This window comes from Mycolicibacterium nivoides (genome assembly GCF_003855255.1).
In the GTDB taxonomy this organism is placed as follows: Bacteria; Actinomycetota; Actinomycetes; order Mycobacteriales; family Mycobacteriaceae; genus Mycobacterium; species Mycobacterium nivoides.
The window spans coordinates 5,772,589-5,796,648 of the sequence record NZ_CP034072.1 but is presented as its reverse complement, the minus strand read 5'-3'; the positions used below and the strand labels follow the sequence as shown (position 1 = coordinate 5,796,648).

Below are 24,060 nucleotides of genomic sequence, written 5' to 3'. Positions count from 1 at the left end.
TACGAACGGAGTCCGAACATGGGACAGCTCGACGGCAAGACGGCACTGGTCACCGGAGGAACCTCAGGCATCGGCCTGGCCACCGCACGACGGCTCGCCGACGAAGGTGCCTACGTCTTCATCACCGGCCGCGACCGCGCTCGCCTGGACGAAGCGGCCGCCTCCATCGGCGCCCACGGCATTCAGAGCGACATCAGCAAGATCGACGAGCTCGACACCCTCGCCCAGGAGATCGGCAAGCGCGGCAAGGGGCTCGACGTCGTCTTCGCCAACGCGGGCGGTGGCGACTTCGCGACTCTCCCCGAGGTCACCCCGGAGCACTACCGGGACAACTTCGATCGCAACGTCGCAGGCACCGTGTTCACTGTGCAGAAGGTGCTGCCGCTGCTCAACGAGGGCGCCTCGATAGTCCTCGCCGGCTCCACCGCCGCTTCCGAGGGTGTGCCCGCGTTCGGGCTCTACGCGGCATCCAAGGCGGCCATCCGGTCGCTCGGCCGCACCTGGGCTGCTGAACTGGCCGACCGCAAGATCCGCGTCAACACCATCGTGCCCGGACCGATCGAAACACCCGGGCTGACGGGCTTGGCGCCGGCTGACCAGAAACAGGATCTGCTCGACGGTATGGCCGCGCAGGTGCCGATGAAGCGGCTCGGCCGCCCTGAAGAGATCGCCTCTGCGGTGCTGTTCCTGGCCTCGGATCAGAGCAGCTTCATGACCGGAGCGGAGTTGGCCGTCGACGGTGGACAGATTCAGACCTGACGACAGTGCGGCGCCGGAGAGTGCGGATTCGCGCGCGGTACATCCGCCGGAAACCGTCTCGCTACACTTACCGTAAGTCCAACGGTGAGGAGCCGCGTTGATCAAGGTCATGCAGGGCGTGCGAGTGCTTGAGGTCGCTCAGTTCACCTTCGTACCGGCGGCGGGTGCCATCCTCGCCGACTGGGGCGCCGACGTCATTAAGGTGGAGCACCCCGTCCGCGGCGATACCCAGCGCGGCTTCATCAACATGGGCGGGTTCCAGCTCGACCCCAACCGTCATCCGCTCATCGAGCATCCCAACCGCGGCAAGCGCAGCGTCGGCATCGACGTCTCGACCCCCGGCGGCCAGGAGATCCTGTACGAGATCGCCAAGACCGCCGATGTGTTCCTCACCAATTACCTGCCCGCCCAACGGCAGAAGAACAAGTTCGACGTCGAGCACATCCGCGCGGTGAACCCGAACATCATCTATGCCCGCGGCAGTGCGTACGGCGACAAGGGGCCGGAGCGCGACACCGGCGGCTTCGACGGCACCGCATTCTGGACCCGCAGCGGCGTGGGGCACGCCCTCACGCCGGAGGCGATCAATGGTGCTCTGTCCCAGGGCATCCCGGCCTTCGGCGATTCGATCGGCGGGATGAACATCGCCGGTGGCATCGCCGCCGCCTTGTTCCACCGGGAGCGCACCGGAGAAACCGCCGAGATCGACGTCTCGCTGCTCAGCACCGCCTGGTGGGCGGCCGGTGCCAGCGTCACCCAGGGCATGGAGACAGGTGAGACGATGCGCTCGCTGATGCCGGACGATGCCACCTCGGTCAACCCGTTCATGGCCAACTACCGGACTTCCGACGGAGGCACCATCAACCTGTGCATCGTCAGTCCGACGGGCTATATCCGCGATGCCTTCGAACACCTCGGTCTGCCCGAATTGGCCGACGACCCGCGGTTCTGCGACGTGCTGCCGCTGATCGAGAATGCCTCGGAAGGCGTCGAGCTCATCGCGCAGGCGATCGGCAGTAAGCCGTTCGAGTACTGGCGCCAGCACCTCAAGACCATGAAGGGCCAGTGGGCGCCGTTCCAGAGCCTCGTCGACCTCGCCGGAGACGACCAGGCCGTCGCCAACGACATGATCGTCGAGGTGGAGGCCACCGACGGCGGCAAGCCGTTCAAGGTGGTGCGCGGGCCCGTGCAGTTCAATCACGAACCGCTGGAGACCACGCGCGCGCCACAGGCGTCCGAGCACACCGAGATCGTGCTGATGGAACTCGGCATCGACTGGGATCGGATCAGCGAGCTCAAGGACTCCGGCGCGATCGCCTGAGCTAGTTGCAGCCGCCCGCGTGGACCCACCGCCCGTTGTAGCCGATGCAGCCGCTGACGTTCGCGCCCGGCGGCGGCGGTGGCGGATCCTCGGGAAGCGGCGCGTAGTACGTCGGCGGTGGCACGTAGGGGGAGACCGCATCGGCGATGTTGACGCAGCCGCCCACCGAGATCCGACGGCCGGCACTCGCGCATACGTCGGCGTTGGCGGTCCCGGCCGGGGCGGCCAGGACGATGGCGCCGGGCAGCGCGGTGAAGGCAAGCGCGACCGTGGCGGCGCGGAGCCAGGATGATCGAGGCGTTGGGGTGTACATCATTGTCCTAATGGCTGATCAGGTGCCTTGATACCGCACCGGGCTCGGAAGTCGGTGAGTGGTTGACGGATCCCGGCGAGGTCGGCGTGGGCCTGCGGGTTGGCGTCGAAGTAGGCGCGAGTGGCCTCCGGAGTCTCTTCGTCCGGACGGCTTCGCAGACTTGTGTAGAAATCGTTCACATCCGGGTGGGTGAACAGGTATGTCGACGTCGAGGCGGCGACGCCCGAGGCGATGCCGGCCAGGTCGGCGGCCGTGCAGTTGGGCGGGCGCGGCGGCGGCTCGGCCACAGCGGTCACCGGGCTGAGCAGACCGACGGCGATCCCGACGGCACCGGCCGCGAAAGCCGGGACCATTCCGTAGCGCACCGTGGAAAGTGTGCGGGACACAGCGGGACTCCTTCCCGAGGTGGGCAGGTGCCGATTGCATCGCCCGGCGGGCCGAACATTAGCAGTTGGGAAGGGGGATGCGCGACGGATCGTTCGCTCGGCAAAGACGTGGCTCGGCTTGGTGGGCCGGTGTTCAGGGCTGAGGCGGCGACGCGATCCGGGTGTTGCGGTAGGCCGTGGGAGTCGTGCCGAACCACCGTTTGCAGGATCGGGTGAGGACGCTCTGCTCGGCGTAGCCGAGTTGGCGGCACAGCTGGTCGAGGGCCAGATCGGTGTCGAGCAGCAGGCGTTGCGCGGCCTCGCGGCGCGTCTGGTCGACCAGGTCGGCGAACGTGGCGTTCTCGGCGCGCAGCCGCCGCTGCAGTGCCTTGGGGTGCAGGGCGATGTGACGGGCGATGTCGGCCAGGCCGATGGCCCCGGTGGGCAGGAGTTGGCGCACCAGGGTGCGCACCAATTGGCTGGTCGCCGGGTTGAATTCGCCCATCACCTGGGCAAGGTAATCGACCGCGGTCTGGTGAGCGAGTTGATCGGCGGGCAGTGGGCGCTGCAGATCGGTGGTGCGCAGGGTGAAGCCCGCGACCGGCTCGAAAAAGCGTGGCGGGCAACCGAAGTAGCTCTGATAGTCGTCGGCGGGTGCCAGTGCGGTGTGGGGCAGGTGCACCGCGACCGGCCGGTAGGCGGCGCCGAGGAACAGCCGCAGGACCCGCAGCGTGACTCCCAGCGACAGTTCGATCGCCTGGGCTTGCGGGGGTGACGGGTCGAGCAGGAATTCGAATTCGAAGCGTGGTAGTTCCGGGTCGAGATGTGGGGTCACCCGGGCGGTGATCGAGGGGCTGTAGGCCGCCATGAACTTCTCGAAAATCATGAACGCATCGGCAACGGTGGCGGCATTGCGGCCCGCTAGCCCGACCGGGCCCAGGATGTCGATGCCTTGGAGGAGCGCCAAACGCCGCCCGAAATCGGGGGTTTCGAGTGTGGCGGCGGTGTCTTCGAGCATCTGGGCGCCGTTGGGAAGCGAGATGAACCGGTCCTGGCGACCGACGTCGTCGTACGGAATGTGAGCGTCGGCGAGCAGTGCGTGACTATCTCCGCCGAGTTCGGCGACGAGTTGGTGAAAATTCGTGAGTGCCGTGCCCCGGATCACGGCCATGTCCCACAATGTCAAAGATTTGTCCTGGAATGTCAAGACAGAAGCTGGCAGTTTGCTGCACAGTGGATGCCCGGGTCGGGGTGAATCGGCTGCGCGGCTTGCCCCACCAGTGGTCGGCTGCACAGACCAAGTTCCCGTAGAGGAGAGGGGCGCGGTGTCTGACGTGCAGGGTGACGATTTGGTGTCGGCGGTTCTACCGGACGGTGGCGTTTTGCCATTCCCGCCGGTTCCGTCGGGCAGTATCGCGGGGCGGACGTTGCAGGAGTCGACGTACAACCCGCGCGCGATCCCCAAGCGGCTACACGACGACTCGCCGAACATCGTCATCGTGCTCATCGACGATGCGGGCCCAGGCTTGCCCTCGACGTTCGGCGGCGAGATCGCCACATCGACGCTCGACCGCATCTGCGCTGAAGGCGTGTCCTACAACCGCTTTCACACCACCGCGATGTGCTCGCCGACCCGGGCGTCGCTGCTCACCGGCCGCAACCACCACGAGATCGGCAACGGCCAGATCGCTGAGTTGGCCAACGACTGGGACGGCTACGCCGGCAAGATCCCGCGATCGAGCGCCACCGTGGCCGAAGTGCTCAAGCAGTACGGCTACGCGACATCGGCCTTCGGGAAGTGGCACAACACCCCCGCCGAGGAGACCACTGCGGCCGGTCCCTTCGAGAACTGGCCCACCGGTTTGGGTTTCGAGTACTTCTACGGGTTCCTGGCCGGTGAGGCCTCACAGTACGAACCGAACCTGGTACGTAACACCACCGTGGTCGCCCCGCCGAAGACTCCCGAAGAGGGCTACCACCTCTCGGAGGATCTGGCCGACGACGCCATCTCCTGGCTGCGCCGGCACAAGGCGTTCAACGCTGACAAGCCGTTCATGATGTATTGGGCCAGCGGTTGCCTGCACGGACCGCACCACATCATGAAGGAGTGGGCCGACAAGTACGCGGGCAAGTTCGACGACGGCTGGGATGCCTACCGGCAGCGGGTGTTCGAGCGTGCCAAGGACAAGGGCTGGATTCCGCCGGACTGTGCCCTGACCGAGCGCGATGAAGCGATGGCGGCCTGGGATGACATCCCCGAGGACGAGAAGCCGTTCCAGCGCCGTCTGATGGAGGTCGCCGCCGGTTACGCCGAACATGTCGACGTCCAGGTCGGCCGCATCGCCGATGAGCTCGAATCGCTCGGCTATGCCGACAACACCCTGTTCTTCTACATCTGGGGTGACAACGGCTCGTCGGGCGAAGGGCAGAACGGCACAATCGCCGAACTGCTGGCGCAAAACGGGATTCCCACGACGGTCCGCCAGCACATCGACGCCCTCGAGGAACTCGGCGGCCTCGACGTACTCGGTTCTCCACTGGTGGACAACCAGTACCACGCGGGCTGGGCGTGGGCAGGCAGCACGCCGTACAAGGGCATGAAACTGCTCGCCTCCCACCTGGGTGGCACGCGTAATCCGATGGCGGTGCGCTGGCCTGCCCGGATCAACGCGGACACCGCCCCACGCGACGTGTTCCTGCACTGCAACGACATCGTCCCGACCATCTACGACATCGTCGGAATCGCGCCGCCGCAGGTGGTCAACGGTGAACCGCAGATGCCGCTGGCGGGAGCGAGCTTCGCCCGCACACTGGGAGACCGAAACGCACCCGGCGGCAAAAAGACCCAGTACTTCGAGGTCATGGGCAGCCGTGGTATCTACCACGACGGCTGGATGGCCTCGGCGCGTGGGCCTCGTCTTCCTTGGGTACCCGGCCAGCCGCCGGGTATCGCCACCTGGACCCCCGACAACGACACGTGGGAGCTGTACCACCTCGACGAAGACTGGTCGCAGGCCCACGATCTCGCCGCTGAACAGCCCGAGAAACTCGCGCAGATGCGGGAGATGTTCATGGTCGAAGCGGCCCGCAATGCGGTGCTGCCGATCGGCGGTGGACTGTGGGTTCCGGTCTACCACCCCGAGTTGCGCATCACCCCGCCCTACAAGGAGTGGGAGTTCTCGGGTGACACCATCCGGATGCCGGAATTCTGTGCCCCGGCGCTGGGCAACAAGAACAATGTCGTCACCATCGACGTCGACATCCCCGCCAATGCGAACGGGGTGCTGTACGCCCTCGGTGCCGCGGCAGGCGGCCTCACGGTCTACCTCGACGAGGGCCAGCTCTGCTACGAGTTCAACCTGTTCATTCTGTCGCGCACCAAGATCCGCACTGAGGGCAAGGTGCCGCCGGGGCGTGCCACGATCACCGTGACCACCCAGTACGCGGACCCACGCCCGGGCGGCCCGCTCGACATCACCGTCGCGCGCAACGGCGAAACGATTGCCAGTGGTCAGGTCCCGATCAGCGCACCGTTGTTGTTCACCGCCAACGACTGCCTCGACATCGGTACCTGCCTGGGCTCGCCGGTATCGCTCGACTACCGCGAACGCGCGCCTTTCCCGTTCGAAGGGCAGATTCACCGCGTCCACGTCGCATACACCTAGCCGGTGGAAAACCCAAGAGAGGAAATATTCTTCGTGAATAAGGACAGGCGTGTGGTCAAGCGGCTCGTCGCGCTCGGCACCGCACTCTTGATGATGGGCACCCTGGCGTGTTCGCCTTCGTCAGATGAAGGCGAGCAGTCCGGGCCCGGGCGGTTGACGCCCGACCAGGCCAAGGCCATAGCCCTGGATGCCTACGTGTACGGGTATCCCCTTGTCACCGTTGAGATGACGCGGCGCGTGATGACCAATGTCGCCCAAGTTGAGGCGCCGCGGGCGCCGATGGGGCAGTTGATGCGGATGCGTGAGTACCCGAATGCCCAGTTCCGCGACGTCACCGCACCGAACGCCGACACGCTGTACACAAACGGATTCATCGACGTCAAGAACGAGCCGTGGGTGCTGACCTTGCCGGACGCTCACGACCGCTACTACCTGTTCCCGATGCTCGACGGCTACACCAACGTCTTCGAGGTACCCGGGAAGCGCACGACCGGCACGGGCCCGCAGACCTACGCCATCACCGGTCCGGGCTGGAAAGGCACGCTGCCCGCCGGCGTGAAGGAGTACAAGTCCCCCACCTCGACGGTGTGGCTGCTGGGCCGCATCTACTGCGATGGCACGCCAGAGGATTACGCCGCGGTGCACAAGTTGCAGGACGAGATCTCGCTGGTGCCGCTCAGTTCATACGGCAAGCCGTACACCCCGCCGGCAGGCAAGGTCGATCCGACCATCGACATGAAGACGCCGGTCCGCGACCAGGTCAACAATCTGAGCGCCGAAGCGTACTTCGATCTGCTGGCCACGTTGATGAAGAACAACCCGCCCAGCGAGGCCGACCGGCTGATCGTGGACAAGATGGCCGAACTCGGCATCGTCGCGGGGGAGAAGTTCGACATCGGCAAGCTCGGTCCCGACGTGGCTGCGGCGTTGCAGTCAGTTCCCAAAGAAGGCTTCGAGAAGATCATGGCCCGCTTCAAAGAACTGGAGAACGTCAACGGCTGGCGGTTCACCACAGAGACCGGACAGTACGGCACCGACTATCTCCAGCGCGCGTTGATCACCGCCATCGGCCTGGGTGCCAACCTGCCCCAGGATGCGGTCTACCCAACCTCGGAAGCCGACACCGACGGCCAGGCCTACGACGGCGCCGACAAGTACACGGTGCATTTCGACAAGGACCAATTCCCGCCCGTCAACGGGTTCTGGTCACTGACCATGTACGACGAGGGCTACTTCTTCGTCGACAATCCGCTCAACCGCTACACGCTGAGCCAGCGGAATCCGTTCGTCACCAACCCCGACGGATCGGTCGATCTCTACCTGCAGCACGAGAACCCCGGCCCGGGCAAGGAAGCCAACTGGCTGCCCGCACCGGCCGGCAAGTTCAACCTCATGCTGCGGCTGTACTGGCCGAAGGAAGCCCCGCCGTCGATCATCGACGGCACGTGGAAGCCACCGGCAATCACGAAGGTTCAGTGACCAGGGCTTGCCAGGGATTTGCCATAAACACACGAAATGGCTGCCAGACCGGGTCTGGCAGCCATTTCGGGAGTTGTCTCGTGTGCGATGGACTAGGTGCGCACCGCCCGGTGACGATTGCGAAGCAGGCGGGTCAACCAGCGAACATCGATCAACATTGCGTTGGCCTTTCTCTCAGGCGCTCTTGATAAGCAGGGGGAGCAACCGGCGGCGTGCCGTGTTGCCTTCAGCGAAGTGATGCAGGGCTTCGGGCACCGACGAGCTGAGCGGTACGTCCACGTCCTGGTGGTGGATCTCGCCGACGACCGGCTGGCTGGCGACTACCGTCCAGTCCACGCCCAGTGCGCCGCACTTTTCATCGATGTTGTAGAACAGCGAGATCGCCTGCGGTTCAAAGCTGTTCACGCCACTCAGATCGAGCGCCAAAGGCTTCTCGGCAAGGATGAACCGATTAACATACGACGCGATCTGGTCGATGTTGTTCCTGTCGACGTCTCCCTTGATGGTCACCACTGTCGCCAGTTGGCGGCACTGCGCGCGCATTGATGCGCCTTCGCAGATGACTGCCGAGTTCCCGTACCGAAAGTGTCGATCCATTGCCGGGGTGTTGTTCGTGAATGTCATGATCAGCCTCCCGCCGTCTTTCCTGAGCTCTGGCTGAGCTCCGTCGCGTCAACCTGTTCATGACGCTATGCGGGCAAAATAAGGCGGCTGGGAGCCAGCGTTAATACTTTGCTAAGAACCCTCCCGGGCCTACTCGCCGGTAAGGTTCACACGATCAGCACGTCGAGCGTCCTGGGCCCGTGGACTCCTTCTACGCGCTGTAGTTCGATGTCGCTGGTGGCGCTGGGACCGGAGATGAACGTCAGCGGCCGCGTCGGCGCCAGCTCGGCGAATGCCTGCGGCACGGTGTCGACGATCTGATCGGTCCGGACCACGCAGACGTGATGGTCGGGCACCAGGGTCAGCGCACGCCGCCCCTGCCCGGGACCCGCATCCAGAACGATCGTCCCGGTCGCGGCGATCCCCAGCGCGCATCCGGTCAGCACCGCATCGGCGCGGTCGAGCTGCTCGACACTCAGCGCCGGCGTGTCGGCGACCGTCGTCACCCCCGCCACCCATTCGATCGGTAGGTCGGCCGGGATGACCACCGTGGCGCCCGGCCCGACCAGTTCGAGAACGGTCGACGCGATCGCATGGACCTCGATGCGATGCACCCGGGCGCGGTACTCGGCGACCGTCTCGGCGAACCGCTCGACGTTGCCCGCGCCGGACAACGTCTCACGGTGATAGTTGCGCGGCACCGCGACGGCCTCAGGCGGCGCCGACGCAAGGGCGGCGCGAACCCGGCCGAGCACCGCAGCTCGGGCCTCAGGCGTCGGGCCCGTCACCCTCGGTCTCCCTCATGGGTGCGCTTCCACCACTGCCGGAATGTCTCGGCGGGCGGCTCGGGAATGTCTCGGCTGGCCGTCCACTTGGAAGCCGGCCAGGGCAGCGCGGAGATGAGGTGATCCCGCCCGGCGATCAGCCGCCCGACGCCGAGGGCCTTCTCGGCCAGCGAGAACCGGCCCGCGTCGGCCATCGCCCAGCCCGCGGCTTTCATCGCCAGATCCTGTCCGCCGGGCAGGCCTCCCCTTTCCTGGTCCACCTGGGCGGCGCGCAGGTGGACCAGGATCGACGGGATGTCGATGCGCACCGGACAGGCTTCGAAGCACGCTCCGCACAGCGACGAGGCGTAGGGCAGGCTGGCGTTGGGGTCGTCGTGGCCGGTGGTGCCCGTGAGCTGGGGACTCAGGATCGCCCCGATCGGTCCGGGATAGACCGAGCCGTAGGCGTGGCCGCCGGTGCGTTCGTAGACCGGGCAGACGTTCAGGCATGCACTGCACCGGATGCAGTGCAGGGCGGCGCGTCCCACCTCATCGGCCAGCACCCGGGTGCGGCCGTTGTCCAGCAGGACCAGGTGGAATTCCTGCGGACCATCGCCAGGATGCACGCCGGTCCACATCGAGGTGTACGGGTTCATCCGCTCCGCCGTCGAGGAGCGCGGCAGCAATTGCATGAACACCTCGAGGTCGGTGAACGCCGGCACGATCTTCTCGATGCCCATCACGGTGATCAGCGTCCGCGGCAGCGTCAGGCACATCCGTCCGTTGCCTTCGGACTCCACGACCGCGAGCGTGCCGGTCTCGGCGATGCCGAAGTTGGCGCCGCTGACCGCGACCTGCGCGGTGAGGAACTTGCGTCGCAGATGGGCCCTGGCCGCCATCGCCAGTACCCGGGGATCATCGGTGAGCTCACCCGCGTCGGGCATCTCCCGGTCGAAGATCTCACGGATCTCGGCGCGGTTGCGGTGGATGGCCGGTACCAGGATGTGGCTGGGCTTGTCGTGGCCGAGCTGCACGATCAACTCGGCAAGATCGGTTTCGAACGCGGCGATGCCCTGGGCCTCCAGATACTCGTTGAGCCCGATCTCCTGGGTGGCCATCGACTTGACCTTCACCACTTCGTCCGAGCCCGTGGCGCGGATCAGGTCGGCGACGATGCGGTTGGCCTCATCGCCGTCGCGGGCCCAGTGCACCACGCCGCCGCGTTTGGTGACGTTGTCTTCGAGCTGCACGAGCAACTCGGGAAGCCGCGCCATGACGTCCTGTTTGAGGGCGCTGCCCGCGGCGCGCAACTGCTCCCAGTCGTCGCATTCGCGGATTGCGTTGAGACGCTTGGTGCGAATGGTGTGGGTGGCGTGCCCGATGTTGCGGCGCAACTGGGAGTTGGCGAGCGCGGTGCGGGCGGCGACGGGAAACGGTACGTCACCGCGGAGGTTTCCGACGCCGGGGGTGCCCAGGAATTCGCTCATCGTTCGGCCGCCAGGATCTCGGCCAGGTGCACGGTACGCACGCCCGAGCGTAGCCGGCTCAGCCCGCCGCCGATGTGCATCAGGCACGAGGAGTCCCCGGCGCTGCACACCTCGGCCCCGGTCTCCAGGATGTGGGTCATCTTGTCGGCCAGCATGGCGGTGGACGTATCGGAGTTCTTGATCGCGAAGGTTCCGCCGAAGCCGCAACAGGATTCGGCCTCGGGCAACTGCACCAGCGTCAGTCCCCGCACATTGCGCAGTAGCCGCAGCGGCTTGTCGCCGACCCCGAGCATGCGCAGCGAGTGGCAGGTCGGGTGGTAGGTGACGCGGTGCGGATAGTAGGCACCGACGTCATCGACGCCGAGCACGTCGATCAGCAGTTCCGACAACTCGTAGGTCCGTCCGGCCAGTCGTTCGGCACGTTCGGCCAGATCCTCGTCACCGGCCCGGCGGGCCACCATCGTGTGCTGGTGCCGTACCGACCCCACACACGAGCCCGACGGCGCGACCACGGCGTCGCAGTTCGCGGATTCGAAGGCCTGGACGTGGTTGCGCACCAGTGCGGTGGCTTCTTTGAGATAACCGGTATTGACATGCATTTGGCCGCAACAGGTTTGGCTGGGCGGGAAGACCACCTGGTGGCCGAGGCGCTCGAGCAACTGCACCGTGGCGATCGCCGCGGGTGGGAACATCGCATCCGCCAGGCAGGTCGCGAACAGGGCGATTCGCATGGACACTCCTAGGGCGTGATGTAACCACAGTATGCCGGGAATTCGAGCGGGGAGGCCGCTGTTGTCGGGCGTGCCCCGCGGAAAACGGCCAGGGAGCCAACTCCGTCTCGAAAGGAAGCGCTGTCGGCGACGAAATGGACTGCCGCGGTCCGCGAGGTCCAACGTCCGCACGAGACCACGATCCGGTACACGGTGACCGGCCCGGCCGATGGGCCGCCCTCGTGTTTGTCCACGGCTGGGGTTGTGACAGAACCGATCTCGGTGCCATTACCGCTATCGCGACCGAATCGACATCGTGCTCGTCGATTCGGGAAGCCACCACTTCCACGTCGAATCACCTGAGGGCACCGCAGAATTGTTGGCCGGCGTGCTTCCGGTCAGGGGTGCGACACCGTTCCGGGCCGTTGACGTAAATCCCGGGCATAGAACAACTTGTCGTACCGTCGCTGACCCACCGCGACGAATCCTTCGAGCAGGCCATAGCGTTTGAAGCCCAAGGACTCATAGAGCCGCGCGGCGCGCTGGTTGTCACCCCTGAGATCGAGGGTCAGCACCTCCACATCTGAATCCGCGGCGGCCTGGACCAATGCCGTCATCAGGCGCCGGCCGATGCCGAGGCCTTGCCATCGCGGATCGACCGCGACCCTTTCCACATCCGCATGTGGCCGATGCGTCGGACGTGCGTACCTACGCCAGTAACCGAACCCTGCCAACTGGCCGTCCACCTCGGCGATCAGCAGGGCGGCGTCACCGTCACCGGCTCCGCGGGTGATCGCGCCCAGCAGCTCCGCAACCTCGGCCTCCGATGGTGGATCGACCCAGCCCAACGCGGCGTCCCCGGCCACCAATTCCTGCAGGAGCGCCGTGGTGGGCCCGGTCATCCGTGCCGCGAGATCTGGCGAGCCGACGGCGAATACCCGAACCGCCCCAGCATCGATCACCACGGCAGTATCGCACTCCTCGAACAGGTGAGCCGGACGGAAGTCAGTAGGACGTATTCGGCTCGGGCCACCAGTCGGAACGCTCGATTCCAGTGGCCGGATTGCCCGTCACCGACTCGACCACATCGGTCAGCGCGGAGACGTCGCCGCGGGCAATGGCCTGATACCAGGAGATCCAGGCCTCGATCTGGTTGCCGCTGATGCCTTGTTGCCAACGGCTGCTGAACGCCTCTTCCAGGGTCTCGGCGTGATAGCGGTACGGCCGCCCCGTCGCCGCGGCGATCTTGGCCACCGCTTGCTCAAGCGTGAGTAGCTCGGGTCCGGTGATTTCGAGGATCGCACCGTCGTGTTCGGTACTCGAATCCGCGGCGACGGCGGCGACGACCGCGGCGATATCACCGTGAGTGACGAACGCGGCCTGCCCGGTGCCGCCCGGGCCGCGGATGACGAGGTTCTCGTCGGCCAGCGCGGCGGGCGTCGCACCGTAGAATCCGGCGCGGAAGATGGTGTGGCGCAACCTTGTTCCGGCGATGAACTGCTCGGTGAGCCAGTGGTCGCGGGCATTGCGGTAGGTGGCGACCGGACCTGCTCCGAGCAGCGAGACATAGAGGACTCGTTGCACCCCGACGGCGAGACCGGCTTCCACCACGGTGGCATGTTCTTCCAGGCGACGGCCCGTCGGGTGCCCGGAGATCAAGATCAAGGTCGACGCACCGTCCAGTGCCTGCCGCATCGCAGCGGCGTCGGCATACTCGGCGGGGCCTCGGCGTTGCGCCCCGACAAGGTCGGGCAGGGCCGCGGGGTTACGCGCCACGAGTAGCTGTGGAACCTCGCGCTCGGCGAGTGCCGCTGCGATTCGGCTGCCCAACGCTCCGGTGACGCCGGTGACGGCGACCGTCTCGTTGTGGTGTGCGCACATGAGCTCTCCTTCGATCACGCACCGAGAAGGTACGATGAACTTCGTACGCGAGGTTAGCCACGTTGAAGGTACGATGCAAATCGTACCTGCGTGGGGATAGGTTGCGCGGCAGTGGAATCCGATATGACGCTGGGTACTGTCCTGGCAGCGCTGGCCGACCCGCATCGCCGGCGCGTTGTGGCCGAGCTCGCCGAGGCCGAGGAGGATGTGGAGCACACCTGCTCGTCATTTGCGCTGAAGGTCACCAAGTCGACCGCAACCCACCACTTTCGGGTGCTCGGTGAGAGCGGGTTGATCCAGCTCACCGACTACGGCAACCGCAAAGGTGTGTTGCTCCGGCGCGTGGAGATCGACCGGCAATTCCCGGGGTTGCTGGCCTTGCTGGTCGCCGAACGTAACGGTCTGTAGGCGGCTGGGTGCCGCGCAAGGACGAAGGAGTGCCAGACATTGGGCAAGCCCGAGCCAATCCACGATGCGTCGTCGTTCACCGCTTGCCAAACGGCAGTGGCTCGACATAGGAGAGACGCATGACCGATCTCGAATTCGCCCACTCGATCCATGTCGCACGTGCTCCCGAGGACGTGTACAGCCTGGTCTCCGACATCACCCGGATGGGTGAATGGAGTCCGCAGTGCCGGGCGTGCTGGTGGGATGACGGCGGCGGCCCAGAGGTCGGTGCCTGGTTCACCGGACGCAACGAGACGCCCGAGCGGACGTGGGAGACTCGCAGCCAGGTGGTCGCCGCCGACCCCGGCCGCGAGTTCGCCTGGGAGGTCAACAACGGGTGGGTCCGTTGGGGATTCACCCTGGAGCCGGTCGACGGTGGCACGCGCCTCACCCAATCCTGGCACTTCAAGCCCAAGGGCATCGCAGGCTTTCACGACCGCTTCGGCGATAGGGCTGAATCCGAGATCGCCACGCGCACCCAATCTGCGAAGACAGGCATCCCCCAGACACTCGCCGCGATCAAGGCGACGGCGGAGGCCTGAGCGCTCCACTCAGGCCTGGTCGAGTGCGGTCCCGGTGGAAAAGTCAGTGCTTCCACTGTGCACCGCGGTAGTTCTCCCACGGGTTGTAGTCGGCGAGCAGCTCTTCCTGCGGCGGGCGCTCGGCCTCGGGCACGTGCTGCAGGTTGATCCGCACGCGGTACCAGATCGAACTCGGGCCCCGCATCCCGTCGAGCAGGATGTCGACGGGCTCCAGCCGCCCGGCCACCGCGGGATAGCGCTCGCGCCACACGTCCAGCGCCGCCATCGCCTCATCCTTCGTCTTGGTCTTGGCGATCTCGATCAGGGGCATGGTCGATTGTCTTCGCCCATCGTGCGAGGCGCCCTTCGGTGCCTTCTCGGCCGGGCCGAGCTCCTTGGCGAGCGCAAGCAACGGGTCCAACTCGCCGACCGTGATGTCCATGCCCTCCCACGGGTCGCCGATCTCGGTGAACCGGTCGGGCACAGTGGCGACCGTGAACGCCTCCGGACGGCACCCGTCGACCTCGTCCCAGCGCAGCGGCGTGGAAACCCGGGCATCGGGCGTGGCTCGTACCGAGTAGGCCGAGGCCACCGTGCGGTCCTTGGCGTTCTGGTTGAAGTCGACGAAGACCCGGGTGCCTCGTTCTTCCTTCCACCAGCGCGCCGTCGCGAGATCGGGAACGCGTCGCTCCACCTCCCGGGCCACGGTTTCGGCGGCGAGCCGAACCTTGGTGAACGGCCACCTCGGGTGGATGCGCGCGTAGACGTGGAAGCCGCGCGAGCCCGAAGTCTTGGGCCACGCCGTCAGACCGTGCTCCTCCAGCACCTCGCGGGCCACCTGGGCGACGTCGACGATCTGTGACCAGCCGACGCCGGGCATCGGATCCAGGTCGACCCGCAGCTCGTCGGGATGGTCGAGATCCTCGGCCCGCACCGCGTGCGGGTTCAGATCGACGCACCCCAGGTTCACCGCCCACGCCAGGCCCGCGGTGTCGCGCAGGACCGCCTCCTTGGCCGACGTGCCGGACCGGTACTTGAGCTCGGCGACGTCCACATAATCCGGCCGCTTCTCGGGTGCCCGCTTCTGGAAGATGGCCTCGGCGGAGATGCCCTTGACGAACCGTTTGAGGATCATCGGACGTCCGTATACCCCGCGAAGGGCGCCGTCAGCCACCGACCGGTAGTAGTTGATCAGGTCCAGCTTGGTGACGTGCGCATCAGGGAAGACCACCTTGTCGGGGTTGCTGACGGCCACCTCGAGGCCGTCTATCTCCAGCGACACTGCACCGGCCATGACCACATGGTAGTTACTGCCCGCGGTGCGATAGATGTCACTTATTGTGGCGACATGCCAAGTCTGTCTGATCTGCCGGCGAATGTGACCGCGAAGGCCAAGCAGTACGCGGAGCGGGGCGCGGCCGAATTGCACTACGCCCGCAAGATGTTCGAGGCGGGTGCGCTACGGCTGGAGCCCCCGCAGAACATCCTGGCCATGCTCGGTGACATCCGCACCTGGGGCGAGATCGGGATGATCCCGGCGCTCAACGCGCGTCGGCATCCCAAGCGTGCCGCGGTGATCGACGACGAGGGCGAGCTGACGTTCGGGGAGCTCGACGCCGCGGCGCACGCGGTGGCCCACGAGCTGCTCACGATGGGCGTCAGGGGCGGTGACGGCGTGGGGATCCTGGCCCGTAACCACCGTTGGTTCCTGGTCGCGCTGTACGGCGCTGCCCGGGTGGGCGCCCGGATCATCCTGCTCAACTCCGAGTTCTCCGGCCCGCAGATCAAAGAGGTCTCCGAGCGCGAGGGCGCCAAGGTGATCATCTACGACGACGAGTACACCGCGGCTGTGGCCCATGCCGAGCCGGAGCTGGGCAAACTGCGGGCGCTGGGCGTCAACCCGGATTCCGACAAGCCCTCCGGCAGCACCGACGAGACCCTGGCCGATGTCATCGCGCGCGGCAATGGCCGGCCCGCCCCCAAGGCCAGCAAGCACCCGTCGATCATCATCCTGACCAGCGGCACCACCGGGACGCCCAAGGGGGCCAACCGGGCCGCCCCGCCGTCGCTCGCCCCGATCGGGGGCGTGCTGTCGCATGTCCCGTTCAAGGCGGGCGAGGTCACGTCGCTGCCCGCGCCGATGTTCCACGCGCTCGGCTTCCTGCACGCCACCATCGCGATGATGCTGGGAACCACCCTGGTGCTGCGTCGCCGGTTCAAGCCCGCCACCGTGTTGGAAGACGTTGAGAAACACCAGGTCACCGCCATGGTGGTGGTGCCCGTCATGCTCTCGCGGATGCTCGACCATCTCGAGCAGATGAAGCCGAAGCCCAATCTGTCCTCACTTCGGATCGTGTTCGTCTCCGGGTCCCAGCTCGGCGCCGAGCTGGCCTCCCGGGCGCTCAAGGACCTCGGGCCGGTCATCTACAACCTCTACGGATCGACCGAGATCGCGTTCGCGAGCATCGCCCGGCCCAAGGACCTGTCGATCAACCCGTCGACGGTCGGGCCGGTGGTCAAGGGCATCACCGTCAAGATCATCGACGACAACGGCAACGAGCTGCCGCAGGGCCAGGTGGGCCGCATCTTCGTGCGAAACACGTTCCCGTTCAAGGGTTATACCGGCGGCGGGGGGAAGCAGATCATCGACGGCATGTTGTCGTCGGGCGATGTCGGATACTTCGACGAGCACGGTCTGCTCTATGTCAGCGGCCGTGATGACGAGATGATCGTCTCCGGCGGTGAGAACGTGTTCCCGGCCGAGGTCGAGGATCTGATCAGTGGTCATCCCGATGTCATCGAGGCGACCGCACTCGGTGTCGAGGACAAGGAGTGGGGTGCCCGGCTGAAGGCCTTCGTGGTGAAGGCCGAGGGTGCCGACCTTGACGAAGACTCGATCAAGACCTACGTCAAAGAGCACCTGGCGCGGTACAAGGTGCCGCGTGAGGTGGTCTTCCTCGACGAGCTGCCGCGCAACCCGACCGGCAAGATCCTCAAGCGCGAGCTACGCAACCTGGAATAGTTTGCCCACATCGGTGGTAGTACAGCCTTGTGAACATCGAACTGACCGGAAAGACCGCGCTCGTCACGGGTTCGACACAGGGCATCGGGCTGGCAATCGCCGAGCAACTGGCGCGCAGCGGCGCCCGTGTCGCCGTCAACGGTCGCACGCAGGCCCGCGTCGATGAAGCCGTCTCCAAACTGAGCGAGTTCGATGTCCTGGGCGTCGCCGCCGACGTATCCACCGAGGAGGGAACGGCCGACCTGCTGCGTCAGCTGCCCGATGTCGACATCCTGGTGAACAACCTGGGGATCTTCGGGGCGGTGCCGCCGTTGGAGATCACCGACGAGCAGTGGCGCACCTACTTCGACGTGAATGTCCTTGCCTCGGTGCGACTTATCCGCAGTTACCTGCCCGGGATGACTCAGCGGGGCTGGGGCCGGGCGATCCAGATCGCCAGTGACTCCGCCATTGTCACGCCGGCGGAGATGATCCATTACGGCGTCTCCAAGACGGCGCTGCTCGCCGTATCGCGCGGTTTCGCCAAGGAAGCCGCGGGTAGTGGGGTGACCGTGAACTCGGTGATCGCCGGGCCGACCCACACGGCGGGTGTCGAGGACTTCGTGTACCAACTCGTCGACAAATCGCTGCCGTGGGATGAGGCGCAGCGCGAATTCATGATCAAGCACCGGCCGCAGTCGTTGATCCAGCGACTGATCGAGCCCGAAGAGATCGCAAACATGGTGACGTACTTGGCCTCTCCGCTGGCCTCGGCCACCACGGGCGGAGCGCTGCGGGTCGACGGCGGTTACGTCGACTCGATTCTGCCCTAGCCCTTAGTCAGCCAAAACTCCCGGCGGGGCAGCGAGATCGAACGTATTCTGCGGCCATGGGGTCGAGTGCGTCAGGCAAGGTCGCCGTCATCACCGGTGGCGCATCAGGTATCGGTGCTGCGCTGGCGGCCAGGCTGGCCGGCGAAGGCGCCGAGGTCTGGATAGCCGACCGGCAGATCGACGCCGCACAGGACCTCGCAGGCCGTCTCGATGCGGGCGGTGGAACAGCACACGCGATCGAGCTCGACGTGCGCGACCCCGCCGCGTTCGAACGCGTGGCGACCACGGTGGTGGAACAGTCGGGCCGCATCGACTATCTGTTCAACAACGCGGGCATCGGGGTCGGGGGCGAAGTCGACTCCTACACGCTCGACGACTGGAACGACGTCTTCGATGTGAACCTGCGCGGTGTCGTGCACGGCATCCAGGCGGTCTACCCGATCATGATCCGGCAGCGCAGCGGTCACATCGTGAACACGGCGTCGATGGCAGGTCTCATGACCGGCGCGGGGCAGGCGAGCTACTCCGCCACCAAACATGCCGTCGTCGCGATCTCGCGGACACTGCGAGTCGAGGCCGATCGCCACAACGTGCGGGTTTCGGCGCTCTGCCCGGGCGTGATCCGCACCCCGATCCTCACCGGTGGCAAGTTCGGGCGGCTCAAGGCCCCTGGCGTCACAGATGAAGAGTTCATCAAGAAGGTCTGGGAGCCGTTGCGGCCCATGGATCCTCACGTGTTTGCCGACCGGGTGGTCCGTGCCGTGATGCGCAATGACGCGATCATCATCGTGCCGGCATGGTGGAAGGCGTTCTGGTACCTGGAGCGGCTGTCACCGCGGTTGTCCTTGCGGCTGGCGAAAACAGCTCTCGACCGGAATCGTGCAGTCGAAGCCGCGCTCCCCAAGGGTGCGCTAGGAGAGTAACGCTGAGCCGGGCACCGCCAGGCACATCAACGAGAACGCCAGCAGGAACCACCCTGCGCCCTGCCAGATGGGCCAGGTGCCCTCGGCTCGCCACACCTGGTAGGTCCGGACGAATGCCCCGACCCCTCCGACGAACACGATCGTCGGAACCAGCGACGCCGACAGCACGGAATGATCGAAGGCATAGAACGTCAGGGCAACGCCGGCGACAGCGAGCACAGCCAGCACGTAACCCACCGCGGATCGGAACATCTGCGGGTCATGCCAACTCTTTTCGACGTCGTCCTCGTCGCTTCCCATGACGCCCGCTCACATCGTCACGGCGGCCCGTTGATGTACCAGGCCAGACATCCAGGCTTGCCGCGGCACGCGATGATGGCGCCGGCATCGGGAGCGGACCCGCGTATCCGGGGTGGCCTGGGCTGCAGATTGCAGTTCACCACGTAGGGGTTCCACGGAATGACGCCGTTCACACATGGGTCGGCTTGGATCCGGGCGGGCGCCGGGGAGACCTGCCCCCACACGGCGGTCGGCGCGATGACGACAGACAGCGCAGCCGCGCCCAGCAGCACCGGGCGCAGAATGCGTAGTCGTGACGTGCTCATCGTTGAGTGTCAACCGTTTCTGGTAGCCGCCTATTTCGACGGTAGCACCAGCGGTGGCGAACGGGCAGGTCGCTTTGGCCCCGGTTTCCGGGGCCGGACGGTGAAACTGCCTAGGACCAAGCGGCCCAGTCGGCCTTCCGGATCATGCAGTGCACTCCCTTGACCGCGTCCACCACCTGGCTCACCTCGAAATCGCCGGCCGCCGAGAGGTACGCGAAGGCGACATCGCGCGGTACGTTCAGCCGAGTATTGAGAAACGTGACGGCATTTCGGACCGCGATGCGCATGGCCTCGTCGAGGTCGGCGTCCATGCCGGTCGGGATCCAGTGCGTCGCGGTTTCCACTACCGGGTTTGCGACGGCGCCCACCGCTGCCCGCGCGTCGTCGGACTTCAGAACGGACAGTCGCACGGTGGCCCGGAGAGGTGCTTCGAGCGCCGTCAGCGCGACCTCGCCATTTCCCTGTGCGAAATGCGGGTCGCCCGTGAAAAAGCCGGCCCCGTCGACCTGCACGGGCAGATACAGGGTCGAACCCGCCACGACATGCTTGATGTCGATGTTGCCGCCGTGGTCCCCGGGAGGTACCGATGGCACCGGATCCTCGGTTGCCCGGGCGACGCCCATGATCCCAAGGAACGGGTTGATCGGGAATCGCACGGTACGGCCGGTGCCGCTGCCCGCCGACAGCATGCCGTAGGGCATCCCTTGGTGCTTCTCGACCCAGCTGAAATGACTGATCGTGCCCATCGAGACGATCTGGTCGACCGCGCGTACCGGCTCGGAGTCGGGAAACTCGGGGAACTCGCCGGCGAGGGCGCCGTAACCGTGCCGGCTGCTGATGAAGCCGTAGGGAACACGCATCGCGAGGTCGAGAATCTCGACCTTGAGTACGTCACCGGGGCGCGCCTCGCCGACATGGATCGGCCCCGTGACGATGTGTGGGCCACAGGTGTCGTCATGGGCTAGGGGACTCGCCGCGATGTCGATGACGTCCTTGAGGACGTTCTGGACGCCGAACTGCGCGAAGTACGAAACAGGGTCTCGCCCTTGGTCTTCGAGGATCCCCTCATGGCTCACGGTGTCGATCGTCACCGTCTCGCCGGACGCCACCGAGAGCACGGGCTTCGTCCTCGCGTTGGGAAGCCATCCCCAGAACACGTCGTCGGGGTGTGATTGCAGGTAGTGCTCGCCACCGATGTGGCCTTCGCCTGGATGAAGAGTCGGGAAGATCATCATGCCTCCATGGGTGCGGGGGTGAGGTTGGACTGTGGCCGGGAAAGCCCGACGATGAGATCGATCTCGACGGCCGCTCCCACCGCAAGGCCGGTGACCCCGACACAGGTACGGCTGGGCAGCGGTCCGGCGAACCACTTGACGTATTCGGCGTTGAACACGTCGAAGTCGTCGAAGTCGGTGAGGTAGACGCGCACCATCAGGGCGTCGTCGAGCGTGGCGTCGAACTGGGCGAGTACCGCCGAAAGATTGGCCATGACTTGATTCGCCTGCTCGGCCACGTCGCCGGCGATGAGTCGGCCGGTCCCGGGATCGGTGGGCATCTGGCCGGTCACGTACAGGGTGTCTCCCCACCGTGTTGCGTGGGCGAACGGACCGACCTGCGGCGGAATGCCTTCGACGGCAGTGAAACTGAAGGACTGTTTGCCGATCATGCGTCGGCCAGCTGCATCGCGTTGACGAATCGGGCGGTGACCGGGTTCTGCGGCCGGGTGATCACCTGCTCGGCGGTGCCCTCTTCTACGACGACTCCGCCTGCCATGAAGACGACCCGGTCGGCGACCTCAAGAGCGAACCGCAACTGGTGCGTCGCGATGATCATCGTGAGGCCGTGGTGGTGGGCCAGGCCGCGGATGACGCCGAGGACCTCCGCGACGAGTTCGGGGTCGAGCGCACTTGTCGGTTCATCGAGCAGCAGGACCCTGGGGCGGGCGGCCAGGGCACGCGCGATCCCGACCCGCTGTTGCTGCCCGCCGGACAGCCGGTGCGGGAGAACATCGGCTTTGTCCGCCAGGCCTACCTGCGACAGCAGCAGGTCGGCACGCTCGGCAGCCTCCTCCGGGGGCAGGCGCTGGATCCAGCGCAGCGGCGCCGCGATGTTCTCCTTCACCGTCATGTGCTTGAACAGGTTGAAGTGCTGGAAGACCATGCCGATGCCGGCGGCGATGCGGGCACGCGCGATCTGTCTTTCGGGTAGCGGAGTACCGGACTCGGTGTAGCCGAGGGTCTGTCCGGCGACGCGAACCGTTCCGGTGTCGACCGACTCGAGATGGTTGATCGTGCGCAGCAGGGTGCTCTTCCCGGATCCACTCGGCCCCAGCAGCGCAATGACTTCGCCCTGCCGCACCGACATGCTGATGCCGTTGAGCACCCGGTTCTCGCCATAGGCCTTGTGCAGGTCGTGGACTTCGAGGATGGTCTCCCCGATGTCCTGACGTTCGGCGGCAGCCGTGGGCGCGACCGCGGGGTTCGCCGGCGGAGCCGGTGTGCTCGTCCGGCGCCGGAACCCCAGTCGGGACAGCAGGGACTTGTGGTCGCGGTCGAGGTTGAGCGCGTCCTCGAGAACCAGCTGGACGACGCTGAGGACGGCGGTGAGTGTGAGGTACATGACGGCCGTCGCGAAGTAGATCGAGAAGTAGTCGAAGGTGGCCGAGGCGAGCTGTTGGGTGCGAAGGGTGAGCTCGGGTACAGCGATGACCGACGCCAGCGCACTGTTTTTCATGGTGGATATGAACTCGTTGCCCAGGGCGGGGATCATCGACCGGAATGCCTGAGGGGCGATCACGCGCCGCATGAGCTTGCGGGGTGCCAGGCCGAGAGCTCGGCCGGCGAGTGACTGTCCCGGGTCGACGCCCTTGATTCCCGAGCGCAGGATCTCGGAGATGAAGACCGCTTCGTTCATCGCGAGGGCGACCGAGCCGGCGACCAAGGGCGGCAGCGTGATTCCGATGTGGGGTAGCGCGGTGAAGACGAACACCAGCTGCAGGATCAGCGGCGTGCCACGGTAGATGACGACGTAGGTACGGCCGATCGCGGTGAGCGCGCGAGATCTCGTGAGTTGCAGTGCGGCAAGGAGAGCGCCGAGCACGACACCGCCGCCAAAGCCGTACAGCGTGAGCTGGAGGGTGAACAACATGCCGTCGAGCAGCCACGGCAGCGTCAGGTAGTGCAGGAATTGGTCCATGAGCTCACCTCACTTCTGTCATATGCGTTGGGTCGCTTTGATGTTGAGCGGCGACATCAGCCGACGCTGAGGATCGTCGGTTCGGCGACCGCGTTCTCCGTCAGCTTCCATTTGGCGGCGAGCTTGTCCTGCAGCCCGCTCGACTGCACCTCGGTGAGGGCGGCCTGGATGGCATCGCGGAACTCGTGCTTGCCCTGTGGCACCCCGATACCGATCGTGTAGTCGAGCATTACGGTCTCGGCCGAGTCGAGCTTGTCCGGATGGGCCGCGACGAATCCGTTGACCGTGTTGACGTCGTTCATGTACGCGTCCGCGCGGCCGGCGAGGACTGCTTGCGTGCAGTCGGCGCTCGAGTCGAACAGGCTGACGGTCGGCGCCTTGAGGCCGGCTGCTGCGCAGGCGGGCCCGACAGCCTCGACGAGCGGTACTTCGACGTATCCCTTGTTGAGTCCGACTGTGAGCCCGCACAGCGAGGTGTCGATCCCGGTGATCTTCTTCGGGTTGCCCTTGGCCACCAGGATGCCGTCGAATACCTTTGAGTAGCTGATGAAGTCGACTCCGCCGGCGGCGCGCTCCTTCGTCGCGTAGAGGTTGGAGAGGATCCAGTCGGCCTGGCCACTGGCGACTGTCGGGATGAGTTCGGAGAACCCGACGGGGATGTAGTCGTTGTCGAAGCCCAGACAGGCGCCGAGCGCATTTCCCAGGTCGATATCGAAACCGTGGTATTCGCTGGGGTTTTCCGGATTCACCGTCTCATACCCGGGCGTGTAGGGGTTGATCGCATTGGTGAGGGTCTTGCCGTCGAGATCCGGATTCTTGGCGCGCAGGTCAGTGCATGCCGCGGATGAGGCCAGATCGCTGTATTCACTCGCTTTTTCGGTGGTGGCCGCCTCCGTCGAGGAGGAACAACCGGCGAGTGCGACACCGACGGCCACGGCGAGAAGTGCAGTGCAACGCGAGCGATTCATGGCAGGTCCTATTCACTGACGCGGAAGGGGAGCGGGCGGTCATGGCCGGATGGTCCGGCCAACTGGGATTGAAATTAGGTGGCCGCCAACGGAGCAGCACGCCGGGAACGCGTCTCGTAACACGGGTAACAAAGAGTTATCCCGACGGAAACGGCCAGCGTCGGTTTTTGGACTGCTTGGCCCGACCATCGGACCTATGTTGGGATCTGAACAGGGAGGC

Annotated in this window: 25 protein-coding genes; 9 read left to right on the top strand and 16 right to left on the bottom strand. The window is 65.8% G+C overall.

Annotated features, from left to right (window positions below; genetic code table 11):
* The first annotated feature begins 18 nt into the window (after positions 1–18).
* On the top strand, positions 19–759 hold the full coding sequence (locus tag EH231_RS28375) for an SDR family NAD(P)-dependent oxidoreductase (RefSeq protein ID WP_090423998.1): 741 nt from the start codon (positions 19–21) through the stop codon (positions 757–759).
* A 109-nt stretch (positions 760–868) separates the two neighbouring features.
* Positions 869–2,080 (top strand): CaiB/BaiF CoA transferase family protein, encoded by a 1,212-nt coding sequence (locus EH231_RS28370; protein ID WP_090424787.1) that lies wholly within the window; start codon positions 869–871, stop codon positions 2,078–2,080.
* Between the two features lies 1 nt (position 2,081).
* On the opposite strand, the gene EH231_RS28365 is transcribed toward EH231_RS28370, so the two are convergent.
* From EH231_RS28365 to EH231_RS28355, 3 genes are all read right to left on the bottom strand, one after another.
* A complete protein-coding gene (locus EH231_RS28365) occupies positions 2,082–2,396 on the bottom strand; it encodes a hypothetical protein (RefSeq protein WP_409545260.1) in 315 nt (104 codons plus the stop codon).
* On the bottom strand, positions 2,393–2,746 hold the full coding sequence (locus EH231_RS28360) for a heme-binding protein (protein WP_090424788.1): 354 nt from the start codon (positions 2,744–2,746) through the stop codon (positions 2,393–2,395). The genes EH231_RS28365 and EH231_RS28360 overlap by 4 nt, the downstream gene beginning before the upstream one ends.
* Before the next feature lie 166 nt (positions 2,747–2,912).
* Entirely contained in the window at positions 2,913–3,929 is a 1,017-nt protein-coding gene (locus tag EH231_RS28355; protein ID WP_090424000.1) for an AraC family transcriptional regulator, read from the bottom strand.
* 154 nt (positions 3,930–4,083) lie between these two features.
* Between EH231_RS28355 and EH231_RS28350 the strand changes: the two genes are divergently transcribed.
* Both EH231_RS28350 and EH231_RS28345 read left to right on the top strand, forming a co-directional pair.
* Positions 4,084–6,423 (top strand): arylsulfatase, encoded by a 2,340-nt coding sequence (locus EH231_RS28350; RefSeq protein WP_170856147.1) that lies wholly within the window; start codon positions 4,084–4,086, stop codon positions 6,421–6,423.
* Between the two features lie 90 nt (positions 6,424–6,513).
* The gene (locus EH231_RS28345) at positions 6,514–7,902 is read left to right on the top strand and encodes a DUF1254 domain-containing protein (protein WP_090424790.1); all 1,389 of its coding nucleotides are present in this window, start codon (positions 6,514–6,516) and stop codon (positions 7,900–7,902) included.
* Positions 7,903–8,076: 174 nt separating this feature from the next.
* Here EH231_RS28345 and EH231_RS28340 read toward each other — a convergent pair whose 3' ends face one another.
* The 6 genes from EH231_RS28340 to EH231_RS28305 all read right to left on the bottom strand — a co-directional run bounded on the left by EH231_RS28340 (position 8,077) and on the right by EH231_RS28305 (position 13,347).
* A complete protein-coding gene (locus EH231_RS28340) occupies positions 8,077–8,526 on the bottom strand; it encodes an STAS domain-containing protein (RefSeq protein ID WP_090424001.1) in 450 nt (149 codons plus the stop codon).
* A gap of 146 nt (positions 8,527–8,672) precedes the next feature.
* On the bottom strand, positions 8,673–9,293 hold the full coding sequence (locus EH231_RS28335) for a LutC/YkgG family protein (protein ID WP_090424002.1): 621 nt from the start codon (positions 9,291–9,293) through the stop codon (positions 8,673–8,675).
* The gene (locus EH231_RS28330; protein WP_090424003.1) at positions 9,290–10,756 is read right to left on the bottom strand and encodes a LutB/LldF family L-lactate oxidation iron-sulfur protein; all 1,467 of its coding nucleotides are present in this window, start codon (positions 10,754–10,756) and stop codon (positions 9,290–9,292) included. Before EH231_RS28330 ends, EH231_RS28335 begins: the two co-directional genes overlap by 4 nt.
* The gene (locus EH231_RS28325; RefSeq protein ID WP_090424004.1) at positions 10,753–11,487 is read right to left on the bottom strand and encodes a (Fe-S)-binding protein; all 735 of its coding nucleotides are present in this window, start codon (positions 11,485–11,487) and stop codon (positions 10,753–10,755) included. Before EH231_RS28325 ends, EH231_RS28330 begins: the two co-directional genes overlap by 4 nt.
* Positions 11,488–11,864: 377 nt before the next feature.
* Positions 11,865–12,431 carry a GNAT family N-acetyltransferase gene (locus EH231_RS28310; protein ID WP_241177818.1) on the bottom strand — a complete coding sequence of 189 codons (567 nt, stop codon included), beginning with the start codon at positions 12,429–12,431 and terminating at the stop codon, positions 11,865–11,867.
* 40 nt (positions 12,432–12,471) lie between these two features.
* A complete protein-coding gene (locus EH231_RS28305; protein WP_090424792.1) occupies positions 12,472–13,347 on the bottom strand; it encodes an NmrA family NAD(P)-binding protein in 876 nt (291 codons plus the stop codon).
* A gap of 123 nt (positions 13,348–13,470) precedes the next feature.
* Between EH231_RS28305 and EH231_RS28300 the strand changes: the two genes are divergently transcribed.
* Positions 13,471–13,755 (top strand): ArsR/SmtB family transcription factor, encoded by a 285-nt coding sequence (locus tag EH231_RS28300; RefSeq protein WP_090424005.1) that lies wholly within the window; start codon positions 13,471–13,473, stop codon positions 13,753–13,755.
* Positions 13,756–13,874: 119 nt separating this feature from the next.
* The gene (locus EH231_RS28295; protein WP_090424006.1) at positions 13,875–14,336 is read left to right on the top strand and encodes an SRPBCC family protein; all 462 of its coding nucleotides are present in this window, start codon (positions 13,875–13,877) and stop codon (positions 14,334–14,336) included.
* A 43-nt stretch (positions 14,337–14,379) separates the two neighbouring features.
* On the opposite strand, the gene ligD is transcribed toward EH231_RS28295, so the two are convergent.
* On the bottom strand, positions 14,380–15,609 hold the full coding sequence (gene ligD, locus EH231_RS28290; protein WP_090424793.1) for a non-homologous end-joining DNA ligase: 1,230 nt from the start codon (positions 15,607–15,609) through the stop codon (positions 14,380–14,382).
* A gap of 54 nt (positions 15,610–15,663) precedes the next feature.
* On the opposite strand from ligD, the gene fadD2 reads away from it, so the two are divergent.
* Genes fadD2 through EH231_RS28275 form a run of 3 tightly spaced genes read left to right on the top strand, consistent with a single transcriptional unit; the run spans position 15,664 to position 19,072 of the window.
* The gene (fadD2, locus tag EH231_RS28285; RefSeq protein WP_164481050.1) at positions 15,664–17,337 is read left to right on the top strand and encodes a long-chain-fatty-acid--CoA ligase FadD2; all 1,674 of its coding nucleotides are present in this window, start codon (positions 15,664–15,666) and stop codon (positions 17,335–17,337) included.
* A gap of 29 nt (positions 17,338–17,366) precedes the next feature.
* Positions 17,367–18,149, top strand: a complete 783-nt coding sequence (locus tag EH231_RS28280; protein WP_090424007.1) for an SDR family NAD(P)-dependent oxidoreductase — start codon at positions 17,367–17,369, stop codon at positions 18,147–18,149.
* 56 nt (positions 18,150–18,205) lie between these two features.
* The gene (locus tag EH231_RS28275) at positions 18,206–19,072 is read left to right on the top strand and encodes an SDR family NAD(P)-dependent oxidoreductase (RefSeq protein ID WP_090424008.1); all 867 of its coding nucleotides are present in this window, start codon (positions 18,206–18,208) and stop codon (positions 19,070–19,072) included.
* Here the strand turns inward: EH231_RS28275 and EH231_RS28270 are convergent.
* The 6 genes from EH231_RS28270 to EH231_RS28245 form a co-directional block, all read right to left on the bottom strand.
* Positions 19,061–19,372 (bottom strand): hypothetical protein, encoded by a 312-nt coding sequence (locus EH231_RS28270; protein ID WP_090424009.1) that lies wholly within the window; start codon positions 19,370–19,372, stop codon positions 19,061–19,063. The two genes, EH231_RS28275 and EH231_RS28270, sit on opposite strands and share 12 nt — an antisense overlap.
* A 17-nt stretch (positions 19,373–19,389) precedes the next feature.
* Positions 19,390–19,677 (bottom strand): hypothetical protein, encoded by a 288-nt coding sequence (locus EH231_RS28265; protein ID WP_124713785.1) that lies wholly within the window; start codon positions 19,675–19,677, stop codon positions 19,390–19,392.
* Between the two features lie 110 nt (positions 19,678–19,787).
* Positions 19,788–20,909: an acetamidase/formamidase family protein gene (locus EH231_RS28260; RefSeq protein ID WP_090424796.1), complete on the bottom strand. Its 1,122-nt coding sequence runs from the start codon at positions 20,907–20,909 to the stop codon at positions 19,788–19,790.
* Positions 20,909–21,343: a RidA family protein gene (locus EH231_RS28255; protein ID WP_090424010.1), complete on the bottom strand. Its 435-nt coding sequence runs from the start codon at positions 21,341–21,343 to the stop codon at positions 20,909–20,911. The genes EH231_RS28260 and EH231_RS28255 overlap by 1 nt, the downstream gene beginning before the upstream one ends.
* Positions 21,340–22,872 carry an amino acid ABC transporter permease/ATP-binding protein gene (locus EH231_RS34650; RefSeq protein ID WP_090424011.1) on the bottom strand — a complete coding sequence of 511 codons (1,533 nt, stop codon included), beginning with the start codon at positions 22,870–22,872 and terminating at the stop codon, positions 21,340–21,342. The genes EH231_RS28255 and EH231_RS34650 overlap by 4 nt, the downstream gene beginning before the upstream one ends.
* A 56-nt stretch (positions 22,873–22,928) precedes the next feature.
* On the bottom strand, positions 22,929–23,840 hold the full coding sequence (locus EH231_RS28245; RefSeq protein ID WP_124713784.1) for an ABC transporter substrate-binding protein: 912 nt from the start codon (positions 23,838–23,840) through the stop codon (positions 22,929–22,931).
* Between the last annotated feature and the right edge of the window lie 220 nt (positions 23,841–24,060).

Excerpts from the sequence above, each read along its gene's own strand:
- EH231_RS28295 (WP_090424006.1), top strand. The coding sequence starts at position 13,875 with ATGACCGATCTCGAATTCGCCCACTCGATCCATGTCGCACGTGCTCCC.
- EH231_RS28340 (WP_090424001.1), bottom strand. The coding sequence starts at position 8,526 with ATGACATTCACGAACAACACCCCGGCAATGGATCGACACTTTCGGTAC.
- EH231_RS28360 (WP_090424788.1), bottom strand. The coding sequence starts at position 2,746 with ATGGTCCCGGCTTTCGCGGCCGGTGCCGTCGGGATCGCCGTCGGTCTG.
- EH231_RS28265 (WP_124713785.1), bottom strand. The coding sequence starts at position 19,677 with ATGAGCACGTCACGACTACGCATTCTGCGCCCGGTGCTGCTGGGCGCG.
- EH231_RS28270 (WP_090424009.1), bottom strand. The coding sequence starts at position 19,372 with ATGGGAAGCGACGAGGACGACGTCGAAAAGAGTTGGCATGACCCGCAG.
- ligD (WP_090424793.1), bottom strand. The coding sequence starts at position 15,609 with ATGGCCGGTGCAGTGTCGCTGGAGATAGACGGCCTCGAGGTGGCCGTC.
- EH231_RS28275 (WP_090424008.1), top strand. The coding sequence starts at position 18,206 with ATGGGGTCGAGTGCGTCAGGCAAGGTCGCCGTCATCACCGGTGGCGCA.
- EH231_RS28305 (WP_090424792.1), bottom strand. The coding sequence starts at position 13,347 with ATGTGCGCACACCACAACGAGACGGTCGCCGTCACCGGCGTCACCGGA.
- EH231_RS28375 (WP_090423998.1), top strand. The coding sequence starts at position 19 with ATGGGACAGCTCGACGGCAAGACGGCACTGGTCACCGGAGGAACCTCA.
- EH231_RS28300 (WP_090424005.1), top strand. The coding sequence starts at position 13,471 with ATGACGCTGGGTACTGTCCTGGCAGCGCTGGCCGACCCGCATCGCCGG.
- EH231_RS28370 (WP_090424787.1), top strand. The coding sequence starts at position 869 with ATGCAGGGCGTGCGAGTGCTTGAGGTCGCTCAGTTCACCTTCGTACCG.
- fadD2 (WP_164481050.1), top strand. The coding sequence starts at position 15,664 with ATGCCAAGTCTGTCTGATCTGCCGGCGAATGTGACCGCGAAGGCCAAG.
- EH231_RS34650 (WP_090424011.1), bottom strand. The coding sequence starts at position 22,872 with ATGGACCAATTCCTGCACTACCTGACGCTGCCGTGGCTGCTCGACGGC.
- EH231_RS28355 (WP_090424000.1), bottom strand. The coding sequence starts at position 3,929 with ATGGCCGTGATCCGGGGCACGGCACTCACGAATTTTCACCAACTCGTC.
- EH231_RS28325 (WP_090424004.1), bottom strand. The coding sequence starts at position 11,487 with ATGCGAATCGCCCTGTTCGCGACCTGCCTGGCGGATGCGATGTTCCCA.
- EH231_RS28245 (WP_124713784.1), bottom strand. The coding sequence starts at position 23,840 with ATGAATCGCTCGCGTTGCACTGCACTTCTCGCCGTGGCCGTCGGTGTC.
- EH231_RS28345 (WP_090424790.1), top strand. The coding sequence starts at position 6,514 with ATGATGGGCACCCTGGCGTGTTCGCCTTCGTCAGATGAAGGCGAGCAG.
- EH231_RS28255 (WP_090424010.1), bottom strand. The coding sequence starts at position 21,343 with ATGATCGGCAAACAGTCCTTCAGTTTCACTGCCGTCGAAGGCATTCCG.
- EH231_RS28330 (WP_090424003.1), bottom strand. The coding sequence starts at position 10,756 with ATGAGCGAATTCCTGGGCACCCCCGGCGTCGGAAACCTCCGCGGTGAC.
- EH231_RS28365 (WP_409545260.1), bottom strand. The coding sequence starts at position 2,396 with ATGATGTACACCCCAACGCCTCGATCATCCTGGCTCCGCGCCGCCACG.
- EH231_RS28260 (WP_090424796.1), bottom strand. The coding sequence starts at position 20,909 with ATGATCTTCCCGACTCTTCATCCAGGCGAAGGCCACATCGGTGGCGAG.